The sequence below is a fragment of the Streptomyces sp. SAI-127 genome, assembly GCF_029894425.1.
GTDB lineage: Bacteria > Actinomycetota > Actinomycetes > Streptomycetales > Streptomycetaceae > Streptomyces.
Genome location: NZ_JARXYJ010000001.1, coordinates 3,036,394 through 3,058,742, shown reverse-complemented (window position 1 = coordinate 3,058,742; position 22,349 = coordinate 3,036,394). Strand labels below are relative to the sequence as shown.

Sequence of the window (22,349 nt, the reverse complement as noted above, 5' to 3'; positions counted from 1 at the left end):
GGTGATCCAGGCCTTCGGACTGACCAGCAACTCCCGCAAGGACCTCCCGCCCGCGGTCGACGATGTGTCCTTCGAAGCCCGTGCGGGCCGCGTCACCGCGCTTCTCGGAGCGACGGGTGCGGGCAAGACGACGGTACTCAGACTGATGCTCGAACTCCAACAAGGCCGTGGCCTCACCTACTTCAGGGGCCGCCCGCTGCATCGCATCGCGCATCCCTCGCGCGAGGTCGGCGTCCTCATGGGCGATGTGCCCGGCCATCCCGCGCGCACGGTCCGCGGCCATCTGCGCATGCTGTGCGCCGCGGCCGGCGTCCCGGTCCGGCGCGCCGACGAAGTGCTCGAAGCCGTGGGCCTCGTCAGCCTGCGCGACGAGCGGCTCGGCGCCCTCTCACGCGGCATGGACCGCCGCCTGGGCCTGGCCTGCGCCCTGTTGCCGGACCCCCACACGCTCGTCCTGGACGACCCCGCCGACGGGCTCTCCACGCGCGAGAGTCACTGGCTGCACGGCATGCTGCGAGCGCACGCCGCCCAGGGAGGCTCGGTCCTGTTCACCACGTCCGAGCCCAAAGAGGCCGCGCGCGCCGCAGATCACGTCATCACCCTCGAACAAGGCCGACTCGTCGCGGACCAGGAGGCCACGGAGTTCGCCCGCACCAGACTCCGCCCCCGTGTCGCCGTCCGTACCCCTCACGCCGCCCGCCTCGCCGCCCTGGTCGCCAAGGAGGCACGCACGGCGCACCGCTCCGTCGAAGTCGTCCGGGAAGGCGGCAACCGTCTGTCCGTGTACGGCAGTACATGTGCCGACGTCGGCGAGACGGCTTTCCGTCACGGCGTTCTGGTCCACCAACTCGCAAACGAGATCGGGGACATGGGCCCCGGTGCGGGTCCGCTTCCCGGCGAGGCCCCGCAAGAGGACCAGGACCCGCGGGCGGGGGCCACGGGGCCGGAGACCGGCGAGCTCCTCGGTGACGGGGCTGTCGGATTGGCCGGGCCGGAAATGCGAGGCGGCCCAGCTGTGCGCGACGACTTCGCATCACAGGGCGGCTCACCCATGCGCGGTGCCCGGGTGGTGCCCGCAGGCCAGAAAGGCCACGGCGACCAGGCCCCCCGCAGCAGTCGGGACACCCCTGGCGTCCCGACTGAGGGAAGCGGTCACGCCGCTCCGAGTCCCGCCACAGCCTCCGCCCCCCTGTCCCCCCTCCCGCCGCCGATCTCCGTCAGGTCCGCCCCCAGCCCCTTGCGCCCCCTGCGCTACGAACTGCGCCGCGCGGCTGGGATCGGCACCGGGTTCCTCACCGGCGCCGCGGTACTCGTCACGTCCGCGCTCACCGCCGTACTCCTGGCACGGGTCGGTCACACTCCACAGGCGCGCCTGCTGGCCGCATGGCCGAGGGAGCTGCCGCTGCCCCCGGCGGCGCTCGGGGCCGGGCTGCTCGGCGCGCTCGCGTTCGGTGACGAGTTCCGCCACCCCGCCCTCGCCGCGGACCGCGGCACCGTCCCCCGCCGACTGGGGCTGCTCACCGCGAAACTCGTCGTCGCCGCCGTCACCGCGCTGGCTCTTGCCTTTCTTGCGGTGGGCTGCGACGCGGAAGTGCTCTATCTCGTCTACGGACGGGAGCTCACGGACGTTCCCGCCGACTGGTTGTCGCTGAGCGCTAGTTGGTTCGGGCTCGTGGTCGGGTGCGCCTGGGCAGGTGTTCTGGCGGCCGGCATCTTCCGGTCCACCACGGCCGGGCTCGCCGCGGTGGTCGCCGTGCCCATTCTCGTTGTGCCTCTTATGCGGAAAGCGCTGGACGGTGGGTCCGTGCGGGCGGCGGCCGGACTTCCCGCGCGGCTGCGCGAGGTCCTCCTGCTGCAGTGGCCCTTCGGTGGAGAGCGCTATCTGGCCGGAGTGGTGCGTGTGGTCGCCCAACCCGTCGGCGGCGCACTGGCGTTGTCGCTGACCGCCCTGCTGTGCGCATACCTGCTCACGGCCCTGCGGAGCAGGGTCCGATGACCACCGTCCGGGCGCTTCCGATCCCGACCTGCGCACAATTTCCCGGCGAAAGCGCATTTCTTTCCGATAAGGCGTCAATTGCGACGGCGTGAGCGATCACCCTTTCGTGTGCTTTTCACCAAAGACCTCAAGGGAGTTGGAGGCGGCGCCGACAAAGGATCCGTGAGTACCCTTGCGCACACCATGATGACCGCCGCCCGCTCCGCCGATTCCGGTCTGGCCGGCCCGGGCGAACTTGACCGCTACCCCTACGCCGAGGCCCCGGCCGCAGGCCGCGTCGGAGCCTCCGTCTGGGACGGCTCGGACCCGGAACTGGGCCGCGTGGGCCGACGGGCCGCAGGCAGCCGCGGGCGCGGACTGCACGGCCAACTCGTCCAACAGCTGGGCCAGATGATCGTCTCCGGTGACCTGGGGGCCGACCGGCCGCTGGTCCCCGAGGAGATCGGCCAGCGTTTCGAGGTCTCCCGTACCGTCGTCCGTGAGTCGCTCCGCGTCCTCGAGGCCAAGGGCCTGGTCAGCGCCCGCCCGAACGTCGGCACGCGCGTGCGTCCCGTCAGCGACTGGAACCTCCTGGACCCGGACATCATCGAGTGGCGGGCCTTCGGGCCGCAGCGCGACGACCAGCGCCGTGAGCTGAGCGAACTGCGCTGGACGATCGAGCCGCTCGCCGCGCGCCTGGCCGCGGGACACGGCCGTGCGGACGTCCAGCAGCGCCTCGGCGACATGGTCGAGATCATGGGGCACGCCATGAGCCAGGGTGATGTGCTCACCTTCTCCCGTGCCGACGCCGAGTTCCACTCCCTGCTCATCCAGCTCGCGGGCAACCGCATGCTGGAGCATCTTTCCGGGATCGTCTCCGCTGCCCTTCAGGTCTCCGGCGGCCCGGTCACGGGCTGTGACCGACCGAACGAGCCGTCGCTCGCCCACCACGGCCGGATCGCCGACGCCCTCGCCGCCGGCGACGGTACGGCGGCCGAAACAGCCATGCGGCAACTGCTCGCCGTCCACCCCGAGGTGGAGCGCGTGGTGCCCGCACCGCGCGAGCACTGACCGCACACTGCGGGCAGTGCGGCCGAGGATGTCCTCCCCTCAGCGGCGTCGTTCGGCCGCCGAACCGTCTCCGTCGGACCCCGCAGGTCCCCCAGTGGACCCTGCGGGGTCCGACCGGCGCGGCGCGGTGACGGCACCCCGGGCGCTGCTGGTCGGGACGAGCCGGTGACCTCGTCTGTCCATGTCTGACCGTTTTTGGTTGCTTACGGGGTGTGACTCGGGCCACGCAGATTGGGCGTAACGCTCGCGGGAGCAGCGCGATGACCTAAGAGGTGACAGCCGCGGAGGGAATACGGACGCCGTTTCAGGCGCTGTGCATCCTCCCGGCCCCACGCCCGCGCCGTCGGCCACTCCCAGGCCGGTGGTCGGCTCCTGTCCGCCGTGGACGGGGCCGGAAGCCGTTTTCCAACGTTCCGAGAGGTTGTTCGTGTCGGCCAGCACATCCCGTACGCTCCCGCCGGAGATCGCCGAGTCCGTCTCTGTCATGGCTCTCATTGAGCGGGGAAAGGCTGAGGGGCAGATCGCCGGCGACGACGTGCGTCGGGCCTTCGAAGCTGACCAGATTCCGGCCACTCAGTGGAAGAACGTACTGCGCAGCCTCAACCAGATCCTCGAGGAAGAGGGTGTGACGCTGATGGTCAGTGCCGCGGAGCCCAAGCGCACCCGAAAGAGCGTCGCAGCGAAGAGTCCGGCCAAGCGCACCGCCACCAAGACGGTCGCGGCGAAGACGGTGACCACGAAGAAGGCCACCGCCACCGCCACCCCGGCGGCTCCTGCCGCCGAAGCCTCCGTCGAGGACGAGGCGTCCGTGAAGAAGGCCGTAGCCAAGAAGACGACGACCGCGAAGAAGGCGGTCGCGAAGAAGACGGTCGCCAAGAAGACGGCGACCAAGAAGACGACCGCCGGCAAGGACGACGCCGAGGTCGCCGAGGACGAGGTCCTCGAAGAGATCAAGCCCGGTGAAGAGGAAGAGGAGGGGGCCGAGAACAAGGGCTTCGTCCTCTCCGACGACGACGAGGACGACGCGCCGGCCCAGCAGGTCGCCGTGGCCGGTGCCACCGCAGACCCGGTCAAGGACTACCTCAAGCAGATCGGCAAGGTCCCGCTGCTCAACGCCGAGCAGGAGGTCGAACTCGCCAAGCGCATCGAGGCCGGTCTGTTCGCCGAGGACAAGCTGGCCAACGCCGACAAGCTCGCCCCGAAGCTCAAGCGCGAGCTGGAGATCATCGCCGAGGACGGTCGCCGCGCCAAGAACCACCTCCTGGAGGCCAACCTCCGCCTGGTGGTCTCGCTGGCCAAGCGCTACACCGGCCGCGGCATGCTGTTCCTGGACCTCATCCAGGAGGGCAACCTCGGTCTGATCCGCGCGGTCGAGAAGTTCGACTACACCAAGGGCTACAAGTTCTCCACGTACGCCACCTGGTGGATCCGTCAGGCGATCACCCGCGCGATGGCCGACCAGGCCCGCACCATCCGTATTCCGGTGCACATGGTCGAGGTCATCAACAAGCTCGCGCGCGTGCAGCGCCAGATGCTCCAGGACCTGGGCCGCGAGCCCACCCCGGAGGAGCTGGCCAAGGAACTCGACATGACCCCCGAGAAGGTCATCGAGGTCCAGAAGTACGGCCGTGAGCCCATCTCGCTGCACACCCCGCTGGGCGAGGACGGAGACAGCGAGTTCGGTGACCTCATCGAGGACTCCGAGGCCGTCGTCCCGGCCGACGCGGTCAGCTTCACGCTCCTCCAGGAGCAGCTGCACTCGGTCCTCGACACCCTGTCCGAGCGCGAGGCGGGCGTCGTCTCGATGCGCTTCGGTCTCACCGACGGTCAGCCGAAGACCCTCGACGAGATCGGCAAGGTGTACGGCGTCACGCGCGAGCGCATCCGCCAGATCGAGTCGAAGACCATGTCGAAGCTGCGTCACCCGTCGCGTTCGCAGGTGCTGCGCGACTACCTCGACTAGGTCGCAGCCGTACGACACCGAAGGCCCGGTCCCTCGTCAGGGGCCGGGCCTTCGTGCTGCGCGCGCAGGCGCTCTGCATGACTCTGGGTTTCCGATCACCACCCCGGAGTGAGGAGCATGCATGCGTCACCCCATTGCCCGGGCGTTGGCCCGGCCGCTGATTCTGGCGGCCGTGGCGGCGGCCATACCGCTGGCGTCGGCCGCCCCCGTGGCCGCTGACAGCATCGTCGTCGGGGGATTCCCGATCGAGGTGTCCGAGGCGCCCTGGACGGTCGCCCTGTCCAGCCGTGACCGATTCGGAGGTACGCGCGCCGGGCAGTTCTGCGGCGGTGTCGCCGTCGGCCCGACCACGGTGCTCACAGCGGCCCACTGTATGGGCGAGGACGTCCTGGGGGCGCCGCCTGAGCAGGTGAGTGACCTCCGTGTCATCGCGGGCCGTACGGACCTGCTCTCGGACCAGGGGGTGGAGATCGCCGTGCGTGAGGCCTGGGTGAATCCGGGCTACGACCCCCAGAGCAACGCGGGGGACTTCGCCGTCCTCACACTCGCCGATCCCCTGCCGCAGGACACGGTCATCGCCATGTCGGCCGCCGGTGATCCCGCGTACGAGCCGGGAACCCGTGCCACGGTCTACGGCTGGGGGGACGTCACGGGCGGGGGTGACTATGCGCGCCGTCTGCGGGCGGCACACGTGCACGTGATGTCCGATGCGCGCTGTGGGGAGGCTTATCCGGGTGGTGGCGACGGCACCTACCTCGCCGACAGCATGCTGTGCGCCGGGGAGGAGCGGGGTGGTCGTGACTCCTGCCAGGGGGACAGCGGGGGACCGCTGGTCGCCGAGGGCAAGCTGGTCGGGCTGGTCTCCTGGGGCAGCGGCTGCGGGCGAGCGGGCCAGCCCGGTGTCTATACCCGTGTGTCCGAAGTCATGCGGACGCTGGACCGGGACGGTCGCAACGCGACCGACGGACGCGGCACCGCGTGACAATGCCGCGGGGGGCGCTGAGCGCCCCCCGCGAAACCATGAGCAAGGGCGGCTGTCCCTGAGAACAGGGGCAGCCGCCCTCATGCCGGCCTGTGCCGGAGCTGGCTCGTCGTGGACGCGAAGTGTCAGCGCTCTTCTTCTGAGACCGATGCCGGAACAGACGTGAGTCGCTCCGTCTCGTCCTGTATCTCAGCGGCGATCTTCTTGAGTTCCGGCTCGAACTTGCGACCGTGGTGGGCGCAGAAGAGCAGTTCTCCGCCGCTGAGCAGGACGACGCGCACGTACGCCTGGGCGCCGCAGCGGTCGCAGCGGTCAGCGGCCGTCAGCGGGCTCGCGGGGGTCAGAACAGTAGTCACGTCGCCTCTTCTCTAGCTCGACGAGCTGTCGTACCAGGGTCAACATCCAACCAGCCCCAAAACGTTCCCGCTCGGGGCTTCACCCAGAGAGAAATTTTCCGGGCGGCCGGCTGCTGCCGGTTTGGCGGCGAATGTGCCGTATTGCGTGTCTGTGTGTCTTACGGTTTCGCACTGGCGGTCAAGGTCGGTCCTCCCGGCTGGGTTGCCGGTTGTTCATGAGGACGTGCCCGGAGCCTAAATGGTTCATGCCTGTAAGGGAACGTGATATGTACTTCACCCCATCGAGGGATCGAACAGGTATGCGACCCTGGACTACTCTGTGTTTCCGCACGAGGGTGGCGTTACAACGGCTCTACCAGGCCTCGGTACCCTCATGGCGGCGACCGATGCCGCGCCCTTACCCAGAAGGGCCCCAACTGAAATTCAGCGAGGAGCGAACCGCGTGACCGCCGAAACGTCCGTGCCGTCCACAGCTCTGCTGGCAGGAGCAGACCGGGACGGTTCCAACTACACCGCGCGGCACCTGCTCGTCCTCGAGGGGCTCGAGGCCGTACGCAAGCGCCCGGGTATGTACATCGGCTCGACCGACAGCCGTGGCCTGATGCACTGTCTGTGGGAGATCATCGACAACTCCGTCGACGAAGCCCTGGGCGGGTACTGCGACCACATCGAGGTGATCCTCCACGACGACGCCTCCGTGGAGGTCCGGGACAACGGCCGGGGCATCCCGGTCGACGTCGAGCCCAAGACCGGCCTGTCCGGTGTAGAGGTCGTCATGACCAAGCTGCACGCCGGCGGCAAGTTCGGCGGCGGCTCGTACGCCGCCTCCGGCGGTCTGCACGGCGTGGGCGCCTCCGTGGTGAACGCCCTGTCCGCGCGGCTGGACGTCGAGGTGGACCGTAGCGGCCACACCCACGCGATCAGCTTCCGGCGCGGCGTGCCGGGTGCCTTCGCGGCGAACGGCGCCGAAGCCAAGTTCGAGGCCGCGAGCGGTCTGCGCAAGGCCAAGAGGATCCCCAAGACCCGGACCGGCACGCGCGTGCGGTACTGGGCCGACCGGCAGATCTTCCTCAAGGACGCCAAGCTCTCCCTGGAGAACCTCCACCAGCGCGCTCGTCAGACCGCGTTCCTGGTGCCGGGCCTGACCATCGTCGTCCGCGACGAGTACGGCCTGGGCGAGGGCGGCAGCAAGGGTGAGGAGTCCTTCCGCTTCGACGGCGGCATCAGCGAGTTCTGCGAGTACCTGGCCACCGACAAGCCGGTCAACGACGTCCTCCGCTTCTCCGGCCAGGGCACGTTCAAGGAGACCGTCCCGGTCCTCGACGACCACGGTCAGATGACGCCCACCGAGGTCACCCGAGAGCTCGGTGTGGATGTCGCGATGCGTTGGGGGACCGGCTACGACACGACTCTGAAGTCGTTCGTCAACATCATCGCCACCCCCAAGGGCGGCACCCATGTCGCCGGCTTCGAACAGGCCGTCGCCAAGACCATGAACGAGGTGCTGCGCGCCAAGAAGCTGCTGCGCGTCGCCGAGGACGACATCGTCAAGGACGACGCCCTCGAGGGCCTGACGGCGGTGGTCACCGTCCGACTCGCCGAGCCGCAGTTCGAGGGCCAGACCAAGGAGGTCCTCGGTACCTCGGCGGCCCGCCGCATCGTGAGCACCGTGATCTCCAAGGAGCTCAAGGCGTTCCTGACCTCCACGAAGCGGGACGCCGCGGCCCAGGCCCGGGTCGTCATGGAGAAGGCGGTCGCCGCAGCGCGCACGCGTATCGCGGCCCGGCAGCACAAGGACGCACAGCGCCGGAAGACGGCCCTGGAGTCCTCCTCACTGCCTGCCAAGCTCGCCGACTGCCGAAGCGACGACGTCGACCGCAGCGAACTGTTCATCGTCGAGGGTGACTCCGCGCTCGGCACGGCGAAGCTCGCCCGGAACTCCGAGTTCCAGGCGCTGCTGCCCATCCGCGGCAAGATCCTCAACGTCCAGAAGTCGTCCGTCACGGACATGCTCAAGAACGTCGAGTGCGGTGCGATCATCCAGGTCATAGGAGCGGGCTCCGGCAGGACCTTCGACATCGACGCCGCCCGCTACGGCAAGATCATCATGATGACCGACGCCGACGTCGACGGCTCTCACATCAGGTGCCTGCTGCTGACGCTGTTCCAGCGCTACATGCGGCCCATGGTCGAGGCGGGCCGGGTGTTCGCCGCGGTGCCGCCGCTGCACCGCATCGAGCTCGTCCAGCCGAAGAAGGGGCAGGACAAGTACGTCTACACGTACTCGGACCGTGAGCTGCGCGAGAAGCTGCTGGAGTACCAGAGCAAGGGGGTCCGGTACAAGGACTCCATCCAGCGGTACAAGGGTCTGGGCGAGATGGACGCCGACCAGCTGGCCGAGACGACGATGGATCCGCGGCACCGGACTCTGCGGCGGATCAACCTCGCCGACCTGGAGGCCGCTGAACAGGTCTTCGATCTGCTGATGGGCAATGACGTGGCGCCGCGGAAGGAGTTCATCTCCGGGTCGGCGGCGACCCTTGATCGGTCGCGTATCGACGCGTAGTCCCTGTATTGGACCAGGTGGCCGGGGCCGGGTTTGCAACCGGCCTCGGCTGCACCCTCGGGCAGGGTCCGCCGCTTGAGGTTGGCGGCTGCGCACGCTGCCGCCGGCGGCAGCCCGGGGCGAGTGGTGAGGCCGGGTGGTTGCGCTCAGGGCTGTGGGCCGGCCTCTCCACCCGTGGGTGGACGGTCACGGTGGCTGGGAATCCACCTGTGATCCACCCCTGCTCCGATCTCCCGGCCTGCGGATTTCCGTAGCTTCGAAGGTGTCGGCGGCGTCCGCTGCCGGCAGTCCCTTCCTCGCTCACGGAGGCTGTGATGTCCGGGCTCGTCGACGCGTTGCTGATCGTGGTCGCGGTGGTCGTGGTGATCGCCCGGCAGTTCCGGGCGAGCCGGATCGACACCGGGCGGCGCTGGTGGCTGTTGCCCGCCGTCCTCGCCGTCGTGGCACTTCGCGAGCCGGGGCTGGTGGACGCCCATCACCGCACGGCATCGGTGGCCCTGCTCACCGCCGAGCTGTTCACCGGCCTCGCCATCGGGGCCGGCTGGGCCTGGACGAGCCGGATATGGACGGAGCCGGACGGCGCGGTGTGGAGCAGGAGCACCAAGGCGAGCGGGGCCGTCTGGGCCCTCGGAATCGGGCTGCGCGTCGGCCTCTTCGCGCTCGGCGCGACGCTCGGTGTCCATCAGGACTCTTCCGCACTGCTGCTCGCCCTGGCGGCCACCCTGCTCGTGCGCTCCGGGATCCTCGTCGGGCGAGCGCATTCCCTGCGCCCGGCCGCCGCACCCGCCCCGGCGTACGGTGAGCCCATGTTCCGGTCCCCGGGGAAGGAAGGCGTGTGACGGACAACGCCTGGACCCGCTGGCCCTCCCGGGAGGCGCTCGGGCGTAAGGGGGCCACGCGTCCTCGGCGCCTGCTCGGCTGGGTCACGCGGTCGCTGGTACTCGCCTTGCTCCTCTGGGGCGCTTTCAACAGCAGTCCTGTACGGGGCTGGGGTGTGCTCGGCGCAGTGGCGGGAATCCTCCTGTCCGCAGTCGTCGCCTGGGCACTCTTCCGCACCACCCTGGAGCACCGGCTCTGGCCCTCACTGGCCCTCTACGGCCTTCTCCTGGCGATCGCGGCCGCCGCCCAGGCCGCCGACTTCAGAGTCGTCGCCCTCGTCCTGTGGTGCGGCTGCGCCATCACCGCTCTGGAACGGCTGCCCATCGCCGCCGCTCTGCCCGTGACCGTGATCGCCCTCGCTCTCTACGCCGCCGTCAACGACGACGCGTGGCTGACCACCCTGGCCACGACGGCGGGGCTGGCCCTCGCCGGCTACGTCCTGCGGTTGGACGCCGAGGCCCGCGGCAACGCGCAGCGGCTGCTCAACCAGGAGCGGGCCGCGCGAGCGGCCGAGGCGGAGTCGGCGGCACTCGCGGAGCGGGCCCGTATCGCCCGGGAGATCCACGACGTGCTGGCCCACAGCCTCTCGGCCCAGCTAGTGCACCTGGAGGCGGCCCGGTTGCTGATCGAGGGCGGCGCGGACCGGGACCAGATCCTCGAAAGGGTGGTGGCGGCCCGGGGCATGGCCCGCGACGGTCTCGCGGAGACCCGGCAGGCGCTGTCGGCTCTGCGGGGGGACATGACTCCGCTGGAGGAATTCCTGACCCAGCTCGTCGGGACGGCCGACGGAGCCGAGACCACCATTTCGGGTGAGCGCAGACCGTTGCCGGCCGAGGCGTCGCAGGCCGTGCGCAGGGTCGCGCAGGAGGCCCTGACCAACGTCCGCAAGCACGCGCCGGGGGCCAAGATCCGCGTGTGGCTGGAGTACGGCGAGGACCGGGTGACGCTGGTCGTGCGGGACTCGGGCGGTTCGCCGGGTGAACTCGGCGCCACCGGAGGCGGGTACGGTCTGCTGGGGATGCGGGAGCGCGCCGAACTGCTGGGCGGTTCGCTGGACGCCGGGCCGGACGACGAAGGGTTCGTGGTGACGTTGAAGGTGCCGGTATGACGGAGGGGGCGGAGCCGAAGCCCGCGCGGGTGGTGGTCGCGGACGACCAGACCGTGGTGCGCGAAGGCATCGTGATGCTGCTCGGCCTGCTGCCGGGGATTGAAGTGGTGGGCGCGGCGGGGGACGGTGAGGAGGCGGTGGAACTCGTCGCGGAACTCGCCCCGGACGTGGTGCTGATGGACCTGCGCATGCCTCGCTGTGACGGGGTGGAGGCGACCCGGAGGATCCGCGCCGAGCACCCCGGGACGCAGGTCGTGGTGCTGACGACCTTCGCGGACGACGAGTCGCTGTTTCCCGCGCTCAAGGCGGGGGCGCGCGGTTATCTCACCAAGGACGCGGGGGGTGACGAGATCGTGCGGGCCGTGCGGAGCGTGCTCTCCGGGGACGCCGGACTGTCGCCGAGCATCCAGCGTCGGCTGCTGGAGCGGCTGTCGGATCCCGAGCCGCCGCAGCCGGTGGCCGCGGAGGCGCCCGACGGGCTCACCGCCCGGGAGGTCGAAGTGCTGGCGCTGATCGCAGAGGGACTGAGCAACCAGGAGATCGCCCGAAAACTGCATGTCTCCACCGCCACGGTGAAGACCCACATCAACAACCTCTTCGCCAAGACGGGAATCAAGGACCGCGCGCAGGCGGTGCGTTACGCCTATGCGAAGGGGCTCGTACGGCCACCGATAGGAGGAATCACCTGATGGGGTGAAGAGCGCGGGGAAGAAGAGTCGGGGATCTTCCCGTTCTGTCCATCCTTGGGCATGCAGTCAAGCAACGCTCGTCCCCGCGGAAGCGGGGGTGATGCCGAGAGTTCGGCCGAGAACCACCACGGCCAGGATGTGACCCGCGCTGAGGCGTCCGCCGGTGTGCGGTACGACGATCCCTGGTATGACGCGCTCGCCTCCGGCTGGGGCGAGACGGGCGGTGACGGTACATCCGTGGGCCCGGTTGCGACGGCACGCGCGGAGCGCGAGGACCGGGCCGCAGCGGCGGCCGACGTCTACCTGGAGGTGCAGCGCAGCGCGGCCTTTCAGGAAGTGCGCAGCCGGTACCTAAGGTTCGTGGTGCCCGCTGGCATCGGGTTCTTCGCGTGGTACGTGGCCTATGTCGTGACAGCGACGAGCGCGCCGGGACTGATGGCGCGGCCGGTCGCCGGCGCGGTGAACGTGGCGATGCTCGCGGGACTCGGGCAGTTCCTCACCACCTTCCTGCTGACCTGGGCCTACGCCCGGCATGCGAGGCTGCGCCGGGACCGGGCCGCGCTCGAACTGCGGTGGGACACCCAGGAACTGACGCGCACGGCACGGGGCGGTGCGTCGTCGTGACGGGAGACCACCAGACCCTGGCGTTGCTGCTCTTCAGCGCGTTCGTCGCGGTCACGCTGGGGATCACGACATGGGTGAGCCGCCACCGGCATGGCTCGGCGGAGGAGTTCTACGCGGGCGGGCGGCTGTTCTCGCCGATGGAGAATGGTTTTGCCATCGCGGGCGACTACATGTCGGCCGCGTCCTTCCTCGGTATCTCCGGGCTCATCGCGCTCTTCGGGTATGACGGGATGCTCTACTCGGTGGGCTTCCTCGTGGCCTGGCTGGTGGTGCTGTTCCTCGTCGCCGAACTGGTGCGCAACTGCGGGCGGTTCACGCTCGCCGACGTGGTCGCCGCGCGGATGAGCGAGCGGCCGGTGCGGATCGCGGCGGGAACCTCCTCGGTCACCGTGTCCGTTCTGTATCTGGTGGCGCAGATGGTGGGCGCGGGCAGCCTTGTCGCCCTGCTGCTCGGAGGCACCAGCGAGGCGGCCCAGTCCTGGACCGTCATCGCCGTCGGGGCGCTCATGGTGATCTACGTGTCCCTGGGAGGGATGCGGGCGACCACCTGGATCCAGATCGTCAAGGCGGTCCTGTTGCTCTGCGGGACCATCGCGCTGACCGTGCTCGTGCTGGTGCGGTTCCACGGCGACTTCGACCAACTCCTGCTCACGGCGGCGGAGCGCAGCGGCCACGGTAAGTCGTTCCTGGCTCCAGGTCTGAAGTACGGCGGGGACTGGACCGCCCGCCTCGACTTCATCAGCCTGGGACTCGCCCTCGTGCTCGGTACGGCAGGTCTGCCGCACATCCTGTCCCGCTTCTACACCGTCCCCACGGCACGCGCCGCACGGCGCTCGGTGGTCTGGTCGATCGGCCTCATCGGCGGCTTCTACCTGATGACGATCGTCCTCGGGTTCGGTGCCGCGGCGATCGTGGGGCCCGAGGCGGTACGGGGATCGAACGCCGCGGGGAACACCGCGGTTCCCCTCCTGGCCCTCGACCTGGGGGGTGGCGCCGGTTCCACCGGAGGAACGGTTCTGTTCGCGATCGTCGCCGCCATCGCCTTCGCCACGATCCTCGCCGTCGTCGCCGGCATCACGCTCGCCTCCTCGGCCTCCGTCGCCCATGACCTGTACGCCTCATTGCGGCGCCGGCGGGCCAAGCCGCGCAGCGAGGTGGCCGTGGCCAGGACCGCCGCCGTCGGGATCGGCGTGATCGCGATCGCTCTAGGCCTGCTGGCCCGCGACCTCAACGTCGCCTTCCTGGTGGGCCTCGCCTTCGCCGTCGCGGCGTCCGCGAATCTGCCGGTGCTGCTCTACTCGCTGTTCTGGCGCGGGTTCACCACCCGGGGCGCCGTCTGGTCCGTCTACGGCGGACTCCTGCCGGCTGTGGCCCTGGTGCTGCTGTCGCCCGTGGTGTCCGGCAGCCCCGAATCGCTCTTCCCCGGCGTCGACTTCCAGTACTTCCCGCTGCAGAACCCCGGTCTGGTCTCCATCCCGCTGGGCTTCGTCGCGGGCTGGCTCGGCACGGTCACCTCGGCGGAGGTCGCCGACGAGGCCAGGCACGCGGAGACCGAGGTGCGGTCGCTCACGGGAGCGGGGGCCGTGTAGGGGCGGCGCCCGTGATCGGGCGGTGACCTCGTCGTCGTACGGCATCGGTCTTCGTCGTACGACTTCTCCTGGCGAGGCCTTTCGGGGCGTACGGCTATGGCGCCACCCATGCGTACCGGTGCTCCGGCCGCCCCGTGTCGCCGTATCTGAGGGACAGGCGGAGGCGGCCGGCCTGTTCGAGGTGGCGGAGGTAGCGCTGGGCGGTGGAGCGGCTCAGGCCCGTCTCGGCGGCGACCTCATGGGCCGACAACGGTTGGTCGGCGTGGTGCAGGACGCGGCAGATGAGGTCCGTCGTCGGCTCCGAGTGGCCGCTGGGCAGGCCGGGGGACGGCGGAGCCGGGGTGGTGCGCAGGGCGCTGAAGATCCTGTCGACCTGTTCCTGACCGGCGATGCCGCGGCCGCCCACCCGGTCGACGGTGCGGCGCAGGGCCGCGTAGGAGTCCAGCCGGGTGCGCAGGGCCGCGAAGGTGAAAGGCTTGACCAGGTAGTGGAGGGCGCCCAGGCGCATGGCGGCCTGGACGGTCGTCACGTCCCCGGCTGCTGTGATCATGATGACGTCGGTGCCGTGGCCCTGTTCCCGCATGCGGTGGACGAGTTCGAGGCCCGTCTGGTCGGGCAGGTAGTGGTCGAGCAGGATCAGATCGATGGTCCCGCGCTGCACGCTGGCCAGCGCCTGCGCAGCGCTGTGGGCCCGAGCGGCCACCCGGAAACCGGGCACCTTTCCCACGTACTTGGCGTTGATCTCGGCGACACGGAAGTCGTCGTCCACTACCAGGACGTCAATCATCGGGCCTCTTTCCCTCAAGGCCTGGCGGGCGGCACGCCCGTGTTTCGGCTTCGCTGTTGTAGCGCGCGCAAAACGAGCACAACAGGCCGTTGCAAGCAAAAGAACGGCATGTGCCCAGAAGACTGATGCCGTGGCGCAGGCCACATCTACCGTCCCCGGCCATGAGCGCAGACACCAGCCCCGCCATCGAGCTGCGGGGCGCGAGCAAGATATTCCGGACCCCGTCGGGGGGTCTGCACACGGCCGTCAGGGGACTCGATCTCACCGTGGGGCGTGGGGAGTTCGTGGCGGTCGTCGGGCCCACGGGTTGTGGCAAGTCGACCACGTTGACCCTGGTCAGCGGGTTGGAGGAGCCCTCCGAGGGCGAGGTACTGGTCGTCGGGGAGCCGGTCCGCGGAGTCGGGGACAAGGTCGGTTTCGTCTTCCAGCAGGACGCCACCTTCCCCTGGCGCACGGTCCTGGCCAATGTCATGGCAGGCCCCCGATTCCGCGGTGTGCCCAAGGCGGAGGCCAAGCGGAATGCCCGGGAGTGGCTGGCCCGGGTCGGGCTCGCGGCCTTCGAGGACCGCTACCCCCATCAGCTCTCCGGGGGCCAGCGCAAGCGAGTGGCGCTCGCCGCGACCTTCGTCAACGACCCCGAGATCCTGCTCATGGACGAGCCGTTCTCCGCGCTCGACGTGCAGACACGGGCCCTGATGTCCGACGAACTCCTCGAACTGTGGGAGGGCACGGGCGCCTCCGTCGTCTTCGTCACCCACGACCTGGAGGAGTCCATCGCACTGGCCGACAAGGTCGTCGTGATGACGGCCGGGCCCGCCACCGTCAAGCAGATCTTCGACATCGACCTGCCACGCCCGCGCAAGGTCGAGTCGGTGCGCCTGGAGCCGCGGTTCATCGAGATCTACCGCGAGATCTGGGAGTCCCTCGGCGAAGAGGTCCGCATCACCCGTGAGAGGGGCGCCGCCCATGTCGCCTGACGTCCTGCCAGAGGCCCAGGTCGCGCCGGCCATGGCCGAGCCCGGCAACAAGACGGACCGCGCACACTCACGCGCGCGTGCCGTCCGCAGACGCCGGATCGTCGTCGCCGTGTCCCGCGTGCTGCTCCTCGTGGCCGTTCTCGGTCTGTGGGAGCTGCTCTCCCGGGCCGAGGTCATCGATCCCTTCAACTTCTCCATGCCCTCGAAGATCTGGGACCAGATCTGGACCTGGGTGACGCACGGAACCGCGCTCGGTTCGTTGGGCGAACAGATCTGGTACACGCTGTACGAGGCGCTGCTGGGCTGGATCGTCGGCGTGGTGGCCGGTGTGGTGTTCGGTATTGCGTTGGGGCGTATCACCTTGCTCGCCGACGTGCTTGGTCCATACATCAAGGTGCTCAACTCGATACCGAGGATTGTCCTTGCACCCATCTTCGTGATCTGGTTCGGACTCGGACCGGCCTCCAAGGTGGCCTCGGCCGTCGTCCTGGTCTTCTTCCCGGTCTTCTTCAACGCCTTCCAGGGCGCCCGCGAGGTCGACCGCAACCTGGTCGCCAACGCGCGCATCCTCGGCGCGAGCGATCGCAGAGTGACGCTTCAGGTCGTCATCCCCTCCGCGACCTCGTGGATCTTCACCAGCCTGCACGTCAGCTTCGGCTTCGCCCTCATCGGCGCAATCGTCGGTGAGTACATCGGCGCGACCAAGGGCATCGGCCTGCTCGTCGCGCAGTCCCAGGGCACCTTCAACGCGGCCGGTGTGTACGCCGCGATGGTCATCCTCGCCGTCGTCGCACTTCTCGCCGAAGGGCTGCTCACCTTCGCCGAGCGCCGCATCTTCCGCTGGAAGCCGGCGAGTTCCGACAGCTGAGGCCTTCCACAGCAGTCTCCCCATCCCCCCAGCTCAGCCCATTCCCGGCTCAGCCCTTCCCCGCACCGCCCCTCACAAGGACGTGAACCCCATGCGCAAGACCGCCAGATACACCTCCCTGGCCGCCGCCGGCCTGCTCGCCCTCTCCTCGCTCACCGCCTGTGCCAACGACGCTGCCAGCACGGCGTCGGCCGACTCCGGCAGCAAGGGCGACGGCAAGGGGACCAAGGTCAAGATCATGGTCGGTGGCCTCGACAAGGTCATCTACCTGCCCGCGATGCTCACCCAGCGGCTCGGCTACTTCGACTCCGAGGGACTCGACGTGGAGCTCCTGAGCGAGCCCGCCGGCGTCCAGGCGGAGACCGCGCTCGTCTCCGGCCAGGTCCAGGGGGCCGTAGGCTTCTACGACCACACGCTCGACCTGCAGGTCAAGGGCAAGGACGTGGAGTCGGTCGTGCAGTTCTCGCACGCGCCCGGTGAGGTGGAGATCGTCTCCAACAAGGCGGCGGGCGACATCACCTCGGCCAAGGACTTCAAGGGCAAGAAGCTCGGCGTCACGGGCCTGGGGTCCTCGACCGACTTCCTCACCAAGTACCTCGCCGTCAAGAACGGCGTGAAGATCAGCGAGTTCACACCGGTCGCCGCGGGCGCGGGGCCGACCTTCATCTCGGCGCTCCAGCAGGGCTCGATCGACGGAGGCATGACGACCGACCCGACCGTCGCGACGATCCTGGACAAGAAGGCCGGAAAGATCCTTCTGGACATGCGCACGCCCCAGGGCTCGGACGAGGCACTCGGCGGACCGTATCCGTCGTCAAGCCTGTACATGCAGACGGACTGGGTCAACGGTCACAAGGAGACCGTCCAGAAGTTGGCCAATGCATTCGTCAAGACGCTCAAGTGGATGTCCACTCACAGCGCGACCCAGATCGCCGACAAGATGCCCGCCGACTACTCACAGGGCAACAAGCTGCTGTACGCGGTGGCCATCAAGAACACGCTGCCGATGTTCACCGACGACGGCGTGATGCCCCAGGGCGGTCCCGAGACCGTCGAGAAGGTCCTCAAGGCGTTCAACCCCAACATCCAGAACGCCGACGTCGACCTCGACAAGACGTACACGACGGAGTTTGTCGAGAAGGCCGCGCAGAACGCCGGCTGAGCCTCCTCACGCGCGGGTCGCCCACACGTAACGGTGTTCCGGGCGGCCCGCGTCACCGTACTTGAGGGTGAGCCTGGCCCGTCCCGTGCGCTCCAGGAGCTTCAGATAGCGCTGGGCGGTCTGCCGGCTCACGCCTGTCCGGTCGGCGATCTCCTGGGCGGACAGCGGCCCCTCGGCGTTCATCAGGGATCTGCGGACGAGTTCCACCGTGGTGGGGGAGTGCCCCTTGGGCAGCTCGGGCTCCCCGGGCGTGGACAGCGCGCCGAAGATGCGGTCGACCTCCGCCTGTTCCGCCTCGCCTCCGCCGTCGAGGGTGCGGCGCAGCTCGGCGTACGCCTCCAGCCTGGCCCTGAGGCCCGCGAAGGCGAACGGCTTGACCAGGTACTGCAGCGCGCCGTGGCGCATCGCCGCCTGTACGGTCGTCACGTCCCGCGCCGCCGTCACCATGATCACGTCGGTCTGGTGGCCGCGTCGGCGCATCTCCTGGACGACCGCCAGACCCGTCTCGTCGGGCAGGTAGTGGTCCATGAGGACCAGGTCGACGTGGGGCAGCGCCTCCAGCTGGCGCAGCGCGTCCGCCGCGTTGTGCGCCTCGCCGGCGACGTGGAAGCCGGGCACCTTCTCGACGTAGGCGGCGTTGACGCGTGCCACGCGGGTGTCGTCGTCCACGACCAGGACCTCGATCATCACGACTCCTCCTCGATGGCGGTCTGCTGGGCGGGCGGCGCGGTGAGCGCCGGTTGCGGCTCGGCCAGTGCCTCGGGCAGTACGACGGTGAACTCCGCGCCTCCGCCGTCGGCCTCCGCGACGGCCGCGCTGCCGCCCTGACGTTCGGCGAGCTTGCGTACGAGGGAGAGCCCGAGGCCGCGCCCCCGGTGCGCAGGGGGCTCCTTGGTCGACCATCCCTCGGTGAAGACCAGTTCCCGTTGTTCCACCGGGATTCCGGGTCCGGTGTCCCGCACTCTGAGGACGGCGGTACGGCCCTCTGCGCGCAGCTCGACCTCCACGCGCGCGTGCGGGGCGCCGGCGACGGCGTCCAGGGCGTTGTCCACGAGGTTGCCGACGATCGTGACCAGCCCGCTCGGATCGACCAGCCGGTCCGGCAGCCGGGTCCGGTCGGAGACCCACAGGGCGACACCGCGCTCCGCCGCGACGGTCGCCTTGCCCACCAGCAGTGCGGCGATCAGCGGATCCTCGATCTTCTCGGTGACCTGCTCCGCGGTGGCCCGGTGGTCGCCGACGACCTCTCCGACGAACTCCACGGCGTCGTCGTACATCTCCAGCTCCAGGAGCCCCAGGAGCGTGTGCATCCGGTTGGCGTGTTCGTGGTCCTGGGCGCGCAGGGCGTCGATCAGACCGTGGGTCGAGTCGAGCTCCCGGCCGAGCTGTTCCAGTTCGGTGCGGTCGCGCAGGGTGGCGACGGCACCGCCGTCGTCGGTGGGCATGCGGTTGGCGACCAGCACCCGCTGGCCGCGGACGGTGATGAGATCGGTTCCCGTCACCCGTCCGGCCAGGACGTCGGCGGTACGGCCGTCCCCCAGGGCCTCGTCGGGGGGCCGGCCGACGGCCTCGTCCCCGATGCCCAGCAGTCGGCGGGCCTCGTCGTTGAGCAGCCGGATGCGCCCGGTGCGATCCAGGGCGACGACGCCTTCCCGGATGCCGTGCAGCATGGCCTCGCGCTCGGAAAGGAGGGCGGAGATATCGGAGAAGGCCAGGTCACGAGTCTGTCGCTGGACTCTCCGGGAGATGAGCCAGGCTGCCAGCGCGCCGACGGCAAGGGCCCCGCCGGCGTAGGCGAACAGGCCCGGGATCGCGTGGATCAGCCGGGCACGCACGCTGTCGTAGGCGATGCCGACGGAGACCGCCCCGACGATCTTGTGTTCGCTGTCGTACAGGGGCACCTTGCCGCGGGCGGTGCGGCCCAGGGTGCCGCTGTCGATCTGCATGATCTCCTCGCCGGCCAGGGCCTGGCCCGGGTCGGTCGAGACGATCCTGCCGACCTCGCTGCGAGTGGGGTGCGACCAGCGGACGCCACGCCAGTCCATCACCACGACGTACTCGGCCCCGGTCGCCCTGCGGATCCTCTCGGCCTCCCGCTGGACGGGGCCGGTGGGCAGCGGGGGCGTGTCCGTGACCTGCTCGGCGATCTGCGACTCGGCGGCGGTGGTCTGGGCGATGGCCAGCGCCCGGCGCATCGCCTGGTCGTCGAGCTGGTTGCTCAGAGGGGCGAGGAACAGACCGGTCGCGAGCACCGCGACTCCCGCGGCGATCGCCAGCTGCATCAGGAGCACCTGCGAGAACACCCGGCGGGGCAGCCCGAGGCGCAGGCGGCGGGCGGGGGGAGTGCGGCTCATACCCAAGACGGTACGTGGAGGTGCCCGATCCGCCGCAGGGGGTGTGACATGGATTTCTTGATCAATGCATGGACGGGCCCGCTGGTCCGGTCAGCTCGCCAGTGCTGCCGATGTCCTCAGCTCGTGCACCGCCACGACGTCCATCCGCGCGGGTGAGCCGAGCACCGACGCACCGCAGCTCTCCGGACGGGGCGGCAGGGACGCGGTCTGGGCCACGAGGACACGCCAATGGCGGCCGTCGGCGTGTGCGACGGTCACCTCCCAGTGCGGGGCGGCGCCGTCCGTTCGTACGACTGTCAGCGCCTCCGCCGCGTACTCGCGCACCGCCGTGCGCACGGCCAGCTCGGCCGCCTGGCCGGGACGCTCCCAGGCGGAGCTGCCGCGGCACCCCTCGACCACGATGCGGCCCTCCTGGACGCTGTGGAGGACTTCCTTGACGGCATGGGCCTCGGCGCGGCCGTAGGCATAGCCGTACGGCAGAACGAGCAGTGTCGGGGAGAACCGGTGACCACCCAGATGGGTGACCTCCCAGGCGCCCTCGACGCCCGAGGCGGCCAGTTCCGCGGCGAGTGGGCGGCCGAGGAGCGCACAGCAGCGGTCCCGCTTGCCGTTGGTGCAGACGAGCGCGAGGGGATCGCCGGTGTGGGGACGCCCGCCGAGCACGGCGTCGAAGCCGGCGTGCTCGCCCCTGCCGAGCGCGGCGAAGTCCAGGTCGAGCAGGTCCCGCGGATCGCGGGTCGTCGCACTGCGCAGCCACACGTTGCCCGGCACGGTGTGGGCGGCATACACCTGCCGGGTGGTGGGTTTTCCGCTGTCGGCGTGCCGTCCGGGGCGGCGGATCAGCGCGATCCGCACGCGCGTGTCCTGCGCCGCGGCCTCCAGGGCGCGGCCCAGGGCCGGGTCCAGGTGGCTCGAAGTGAGAGCCTTGGCGCCCCAGGGACCGGGCTGTTCCAGCAGCAACCAGGTCCGCGCGGTGGCCGCGGTTCCGGAAACGGGCTCGTCGAGGTCGTGCGAGACCGTTGAGCAGGTACTCACAGAGGTGAGCCTAACCTGACTTGTGACGCGGCGAACTTCCGGCCGTGCCGGTGTCAGAGCTCCGGCAGTGGTTGCGGCGGCTTCGGGCCCACATAAGTGCCGCTCGGGCGCATGCGCAGAGGGCGTTCCCCGTACTCCTCCAGCGCGTGGGCGATCCAGCCCGCCGTGCGGGCGACGGCGAAGATCGTCTCGCCCGCCGTGGAGGGCATCCCGGAGGAGGCGGTGAGCGCGGCGAGGGCCAGGTCCACGTTGGCGTGCAGGGGGGCGTGGCGGGCGGTGGTGGCCACGATGTCGCGGGCCGCGAGGAGTGCGGGTTCCGCGCGCGGGATCTCCTCCAGGAGGGCGAACAGGGCTCGCGCGCGTGGGTCCTCGCCGGCGTAGAGCCGGTGACCCAGGCCCGGGATCCGGCGACCGGCCCGCAGTTCCTCCGCGATGACGGGGGCCGCGTCGCCCCGGTCGAGCACATCGAGCAGCAGTTTGTGGGCGAGCCCGCTGGCAGCGCCGTGCAAGGGGCCCTCCAGGACACCGAGTCCGGCGGAGACGGCCGCGTACGCGTGCGCGTGGGCCGATGCGGCGACGCGTACCGCGAGGGTCGAGGCGGCGAGGTCGTGGTCGACGAGCAGCCCCAGTGCGGTGTCCAGGACGCGCAGGGACGCCTCGTCGGGCTTGCGTCCGCTGAGGCGCGTCCACAGCCGGTGGGCCAGCGGGCCGTCGTCCCGGCGGCGGTCGTCGCGCAGCACGGGCGGGAGGGCGGCGACGAGGGTCGGGATGAGGGTCCGCGCGGTGCCGAGCACGGCTTCTTCGGACAGGTCGAAACGCAGTGGATCCGAGACCGCGGCGGCGATCGCCGCCACCCGCAACCGATCGGTGGGGCCTGCGTGTTCGGGCAGCGCGTCGACCGCGCGGCGGGCCACCTCGACGGCGGCGTCGGGCGCGGTGAAGGTGACTCCGGGGCGTAGACGGCCGGTCCACAGCCATTCCGCGATCTCTTCGTAGGAGTGGTGCGCGGCCAGTCCGGTGGCGTCGACGCCACGGAAGTAGTAGCGGTCCCGGTCGATGAACGTGATGCGGGTGCGCACGGACAGTTCGCCGCCGGAGCCCGGACTCCCGCCGCTCTCCCGGCGGTTGCGCCGGGAGAGGGTCTCCACCTCCTTGGCGTCGAAGGTGCTGCCCCGGCCGCCGGGAACGCGTCGGCTGCTGAGCTGGCCTCGGCTCACGTAGGCGTAGACGGTTTCGGGCTTCACGCCCAGCAGTTCGGCCGCTTCCTTGGTGCTGAGCCGTCGTTCGGCTTGGCCGGGGAGGGGGTCTTGATCGCGCATAAGAGGTCACCGTATCCGCAACCGGGTGGGTTGATTGGTGTGTAT

The 22,349-nt window shown here is 70.0% G+C and carries 19 protein-coding genes; 13 read left to right on the top strand and 6 right to left on the bottom strand.

The genetic code is table 11. The annotated features are described in order from the left end of the window. Position 1 precedes the first annotated feature (1 nt). The 4 genes from M2157_RS13900 to M2157_RS13885 all read left to right on the top strand — a co-directional run bounded on the left by M2157_RS13900 (position 2) and on the right by M2157_RS13885 (position 5,991). Positions 2–1,996, top strand: a complete 1,995-nt coding sequence (locus tag M2157_RS13900; protein WP_280865400.1) for an ABC transporter ATP-binding protein — start codon at positions 2–4, stop codon at positions 1,994–1,996. 162 nt (positions 1,997–2,158) lie between these two features. Further along, on the top strand, positions 2,159–3,046 hold the full coding sequence (locus tag M2157_RS13895; RefSeq protein WP_280862187.1) for a FadR/GntR family transcriptional regulator: 888 nt from the start codon (positions 2,159–2,161) through the stop codon (positions 3,044–3,046). Between the two features lie 427 nt (positions 3,047–3,473). Continuing rightward, entirely contained in the window at positions 3,474–5,009 is a 1,536-nt protein-coding gene (locus M2157_RS13890) for an RNA polymerase sigma factor (protein ID WP_280865399.1), read from the top strand. Positions 5,010–5,130: 121 nt separating this feature from the next. After that, the gene (locus M2157_RS13885; RefSeq protein WP_280862185.1) at positions 5,131–5,991 is read left to right on the top strand and encodes a serine protease; all 861 of its coding nucleotides are present in this window, start codon (positions 5,131–5,133) and stop codon (positions 5,989–5,991) included. 125 nt (positions 5,992–6,116) lie between these two features. Here M2157_RS13885 and M2157_RS13880 read toward each other — a convergent pair whose 3' ends face one another. Beyond that, positions 6,117–6,347 carry a hypothetical protein gene (locus tag M2157_RS13880; protein WP_057611313.1) on the bottom strand — a complete coding sequence of 77 codons (231 nt, stop codon included), beginning with the start codon at positions 6,345–6,347 and terminating at the stop codon, positions 6,117–6,119. A gap of 442 nt (positions 6,348–6,789) precedes the next feature. Here M2157_RS13880 and M2157_RS13875 point away from each other — a divergent pair, with 442 nt between their 5' ends. From M2157_RS13875 to M2157_RS13850, 6 genes are all read left to right on the top strand, one after another. Beyond that, positions 6,790–8,913, top strand: a complete 2,124-nt coding sequence (locus M2157_RS13875; protein ID WP_280862184.1) for a DNA topoisomerase IV subunit B — start codon at positions 6,790–6,792, stop codon at positions 8,911–8,913. Between the two features lie 314 nt (positions 8,914–9,227). Further along, the gene (locus M2157_RS13870; protein WP_280865398.1) at positions 9,228–9,752 is read left to right on the top strand and encodes a DUF1453 domain-containing protein; all 525 of its coding nucleotides are present in this window, start codon (positions 9,228–9,230) and stop codon (positions 9,750–9,752) included. Then, complete coding sequence (locus tag M2157_RS13865) at positions 9,749–10,900, top strand: histidine kinase (RefSeq protein ID WP_280862182.1); 1,152 nt, start codon at positions 9,749–9,751, stop codon at positions 10,898–10,900. Before M2157_RS13870 ends, M2157_RS13865 begins: the two co-directional genes overlap by 4 nt. Beyond that, complete coding sequence (locus M2157_RS13860; RefSeq protein WP_280862181.1) at positions 10,897–11,589, top strand: response regulator transcription factor; 693 nt, start codon at positions 10,897–10,899, stop codon at positions 11,587–11,589. The genes M2157_RS13865 and M2157_RS13860 overlap by 4 nt, the downstream gene beginning before the upstream one ends. A 60-nt stretch (positions 11,590–11,649) precedes the next feature. Further along, on the top strand, positions 11,650–12,213 hold the full coding sequence (locus tag M2157_RS13855) for a DUF485 domain-containing protein (protein ID WP_280865397.1): 564 nt from the start codon (positions 11,650–11,652) through the stop codon (positions 12,211–12,213). Beyond that, the gene (locus M2157_RS13850) at positions 12,210–13,802 is read left to right on the top strand and encodes a cation acetate symporter (RefSeq protein WP_280865396.1); all 1,593 of its coding nucleotides are present in this window, start codon (positions 12,210–12,212) and stop codon (positions 13,800–13,802) included. The genes M2157_RS13855 and M2157_RS13850 overlap by 4 nt, the downstream gene beginning before the upstream one ends. Before the next feature lie 94 nt (positions 13,803–13,896). Here M2157_RS13850 and M2157_RS13845 read toward each other — a convergent pair whose 3' ends face one another. Continuing rightward, positions 13,897–14,589, bottom strand: coding sequence for a response regulator (locus M2157_RS13845; RefSeq protein WP_280865395.1), 693 nt, complete (start codon positions 14,587–14,589; stop codon positions 13,897–13,899). A 161-nt stretch (positions 14,590–14,750) separates the two neighbouring features. On the opposite strand from M2157_RS13845, the gene M2157_RS13840 reads away from it, so the two are divergent. From M2157_RS13840 to M2157_RS13830, 3 genes are all read left to right on the top strand, one after another. Next, positions 14,751–15,566: an ABC transporter ATP-binding protein gene (locus M2157_RS13840; RefSeq protein ID WP_280865394.1), complete on the top strand. Its 816-nt coding sequence runs from the start codon at positions 14,751–14,753 to the stop codon at positions 15,564–15,566. Continuing rightward, positions 15,556–16,434, top strand: coding sequence for an ABC transporter permease (locus tag M2157_RS13835; protein ID WP_280865393.1), 879 nt, complete (start codon positions 15,556–15,558; stop codon positions 16,432–16,434). The genes M2157_RS13840 and M2157_RS13835 overlap by 11 nt, the downstream gene beginning before the upstream one ends. Before the next feature lie 91 nt (positions 16,435–16,525). Next, positions 16,526–17,596, top strand: a complete 1,071-nt coding sequence (locus M2157_RS13830) for an ABC transporter substrate-binding protein (protein WP_280862175.1) — start codon at positions 16,526–16,528, stop codon at positions 17,594–17,596. 6 nt (positions 17,597–17,602) lie between these two features. Here the strand turns inward: M2157_RS13830 and M2157_RS13825 are convergent, their stop codons facing one another. The 4 genes from M2157_RS13825 to M2157_RS13810 all read right to left on the bottom strand — a co-directional run bounded on the left by M2157_RS13825 (position 17,603) and on the right by M2157_RS13810 (position 22,304). Beyond that, a complete protein-coding gene (locus tag M2157_RS13825) occupies positions 17,603–18,283 on the bottom strand; it encodes a response regulator (RefSeq protein WP_280862174.1) in 681 nt (226 codons plus the stop codon). Then, complete coding sequence (locus tag M2157_RS13820; RefSeq protein ID WP_280862173.1) at positions 18,283–19,950, bottom strand: sensor histidine kinase; 1,668 nt, start codon at positions 19,948–19,950, stop codon at positions 18,283–18,285. Before M2157_RS13820 ends, M2157_RS13825 begins: the two co-directional genes overlap by 1 nt. Positions 19,951–20,040: 90 nt before the next feature. Further along, entirely contained in the window at positions 20,041–20,985 is a 945-nt protein-coding gene (locus tag M2157_RS13815; RefSeq protein WP_280862172.1) for a sucrase ferredoxin, read from the bottom strand. A 53-nt stretch (positions 20,986–21,038) separates the two neighbouring features. Further along, the gene (locus M2157_RS13810; RefSeq protein WP_280862171.1) at positions 21,039–22,304 is read right to left on the bottom strand and encodes a citrate synthase; all 1,266 of its coding nucleotides are present in this window, start codon (positions 22,302–22,304) and stop codon (positions 21,039–21,041) included. Positions 22,305–22,349: the final 45 nt, after the last annotated feature.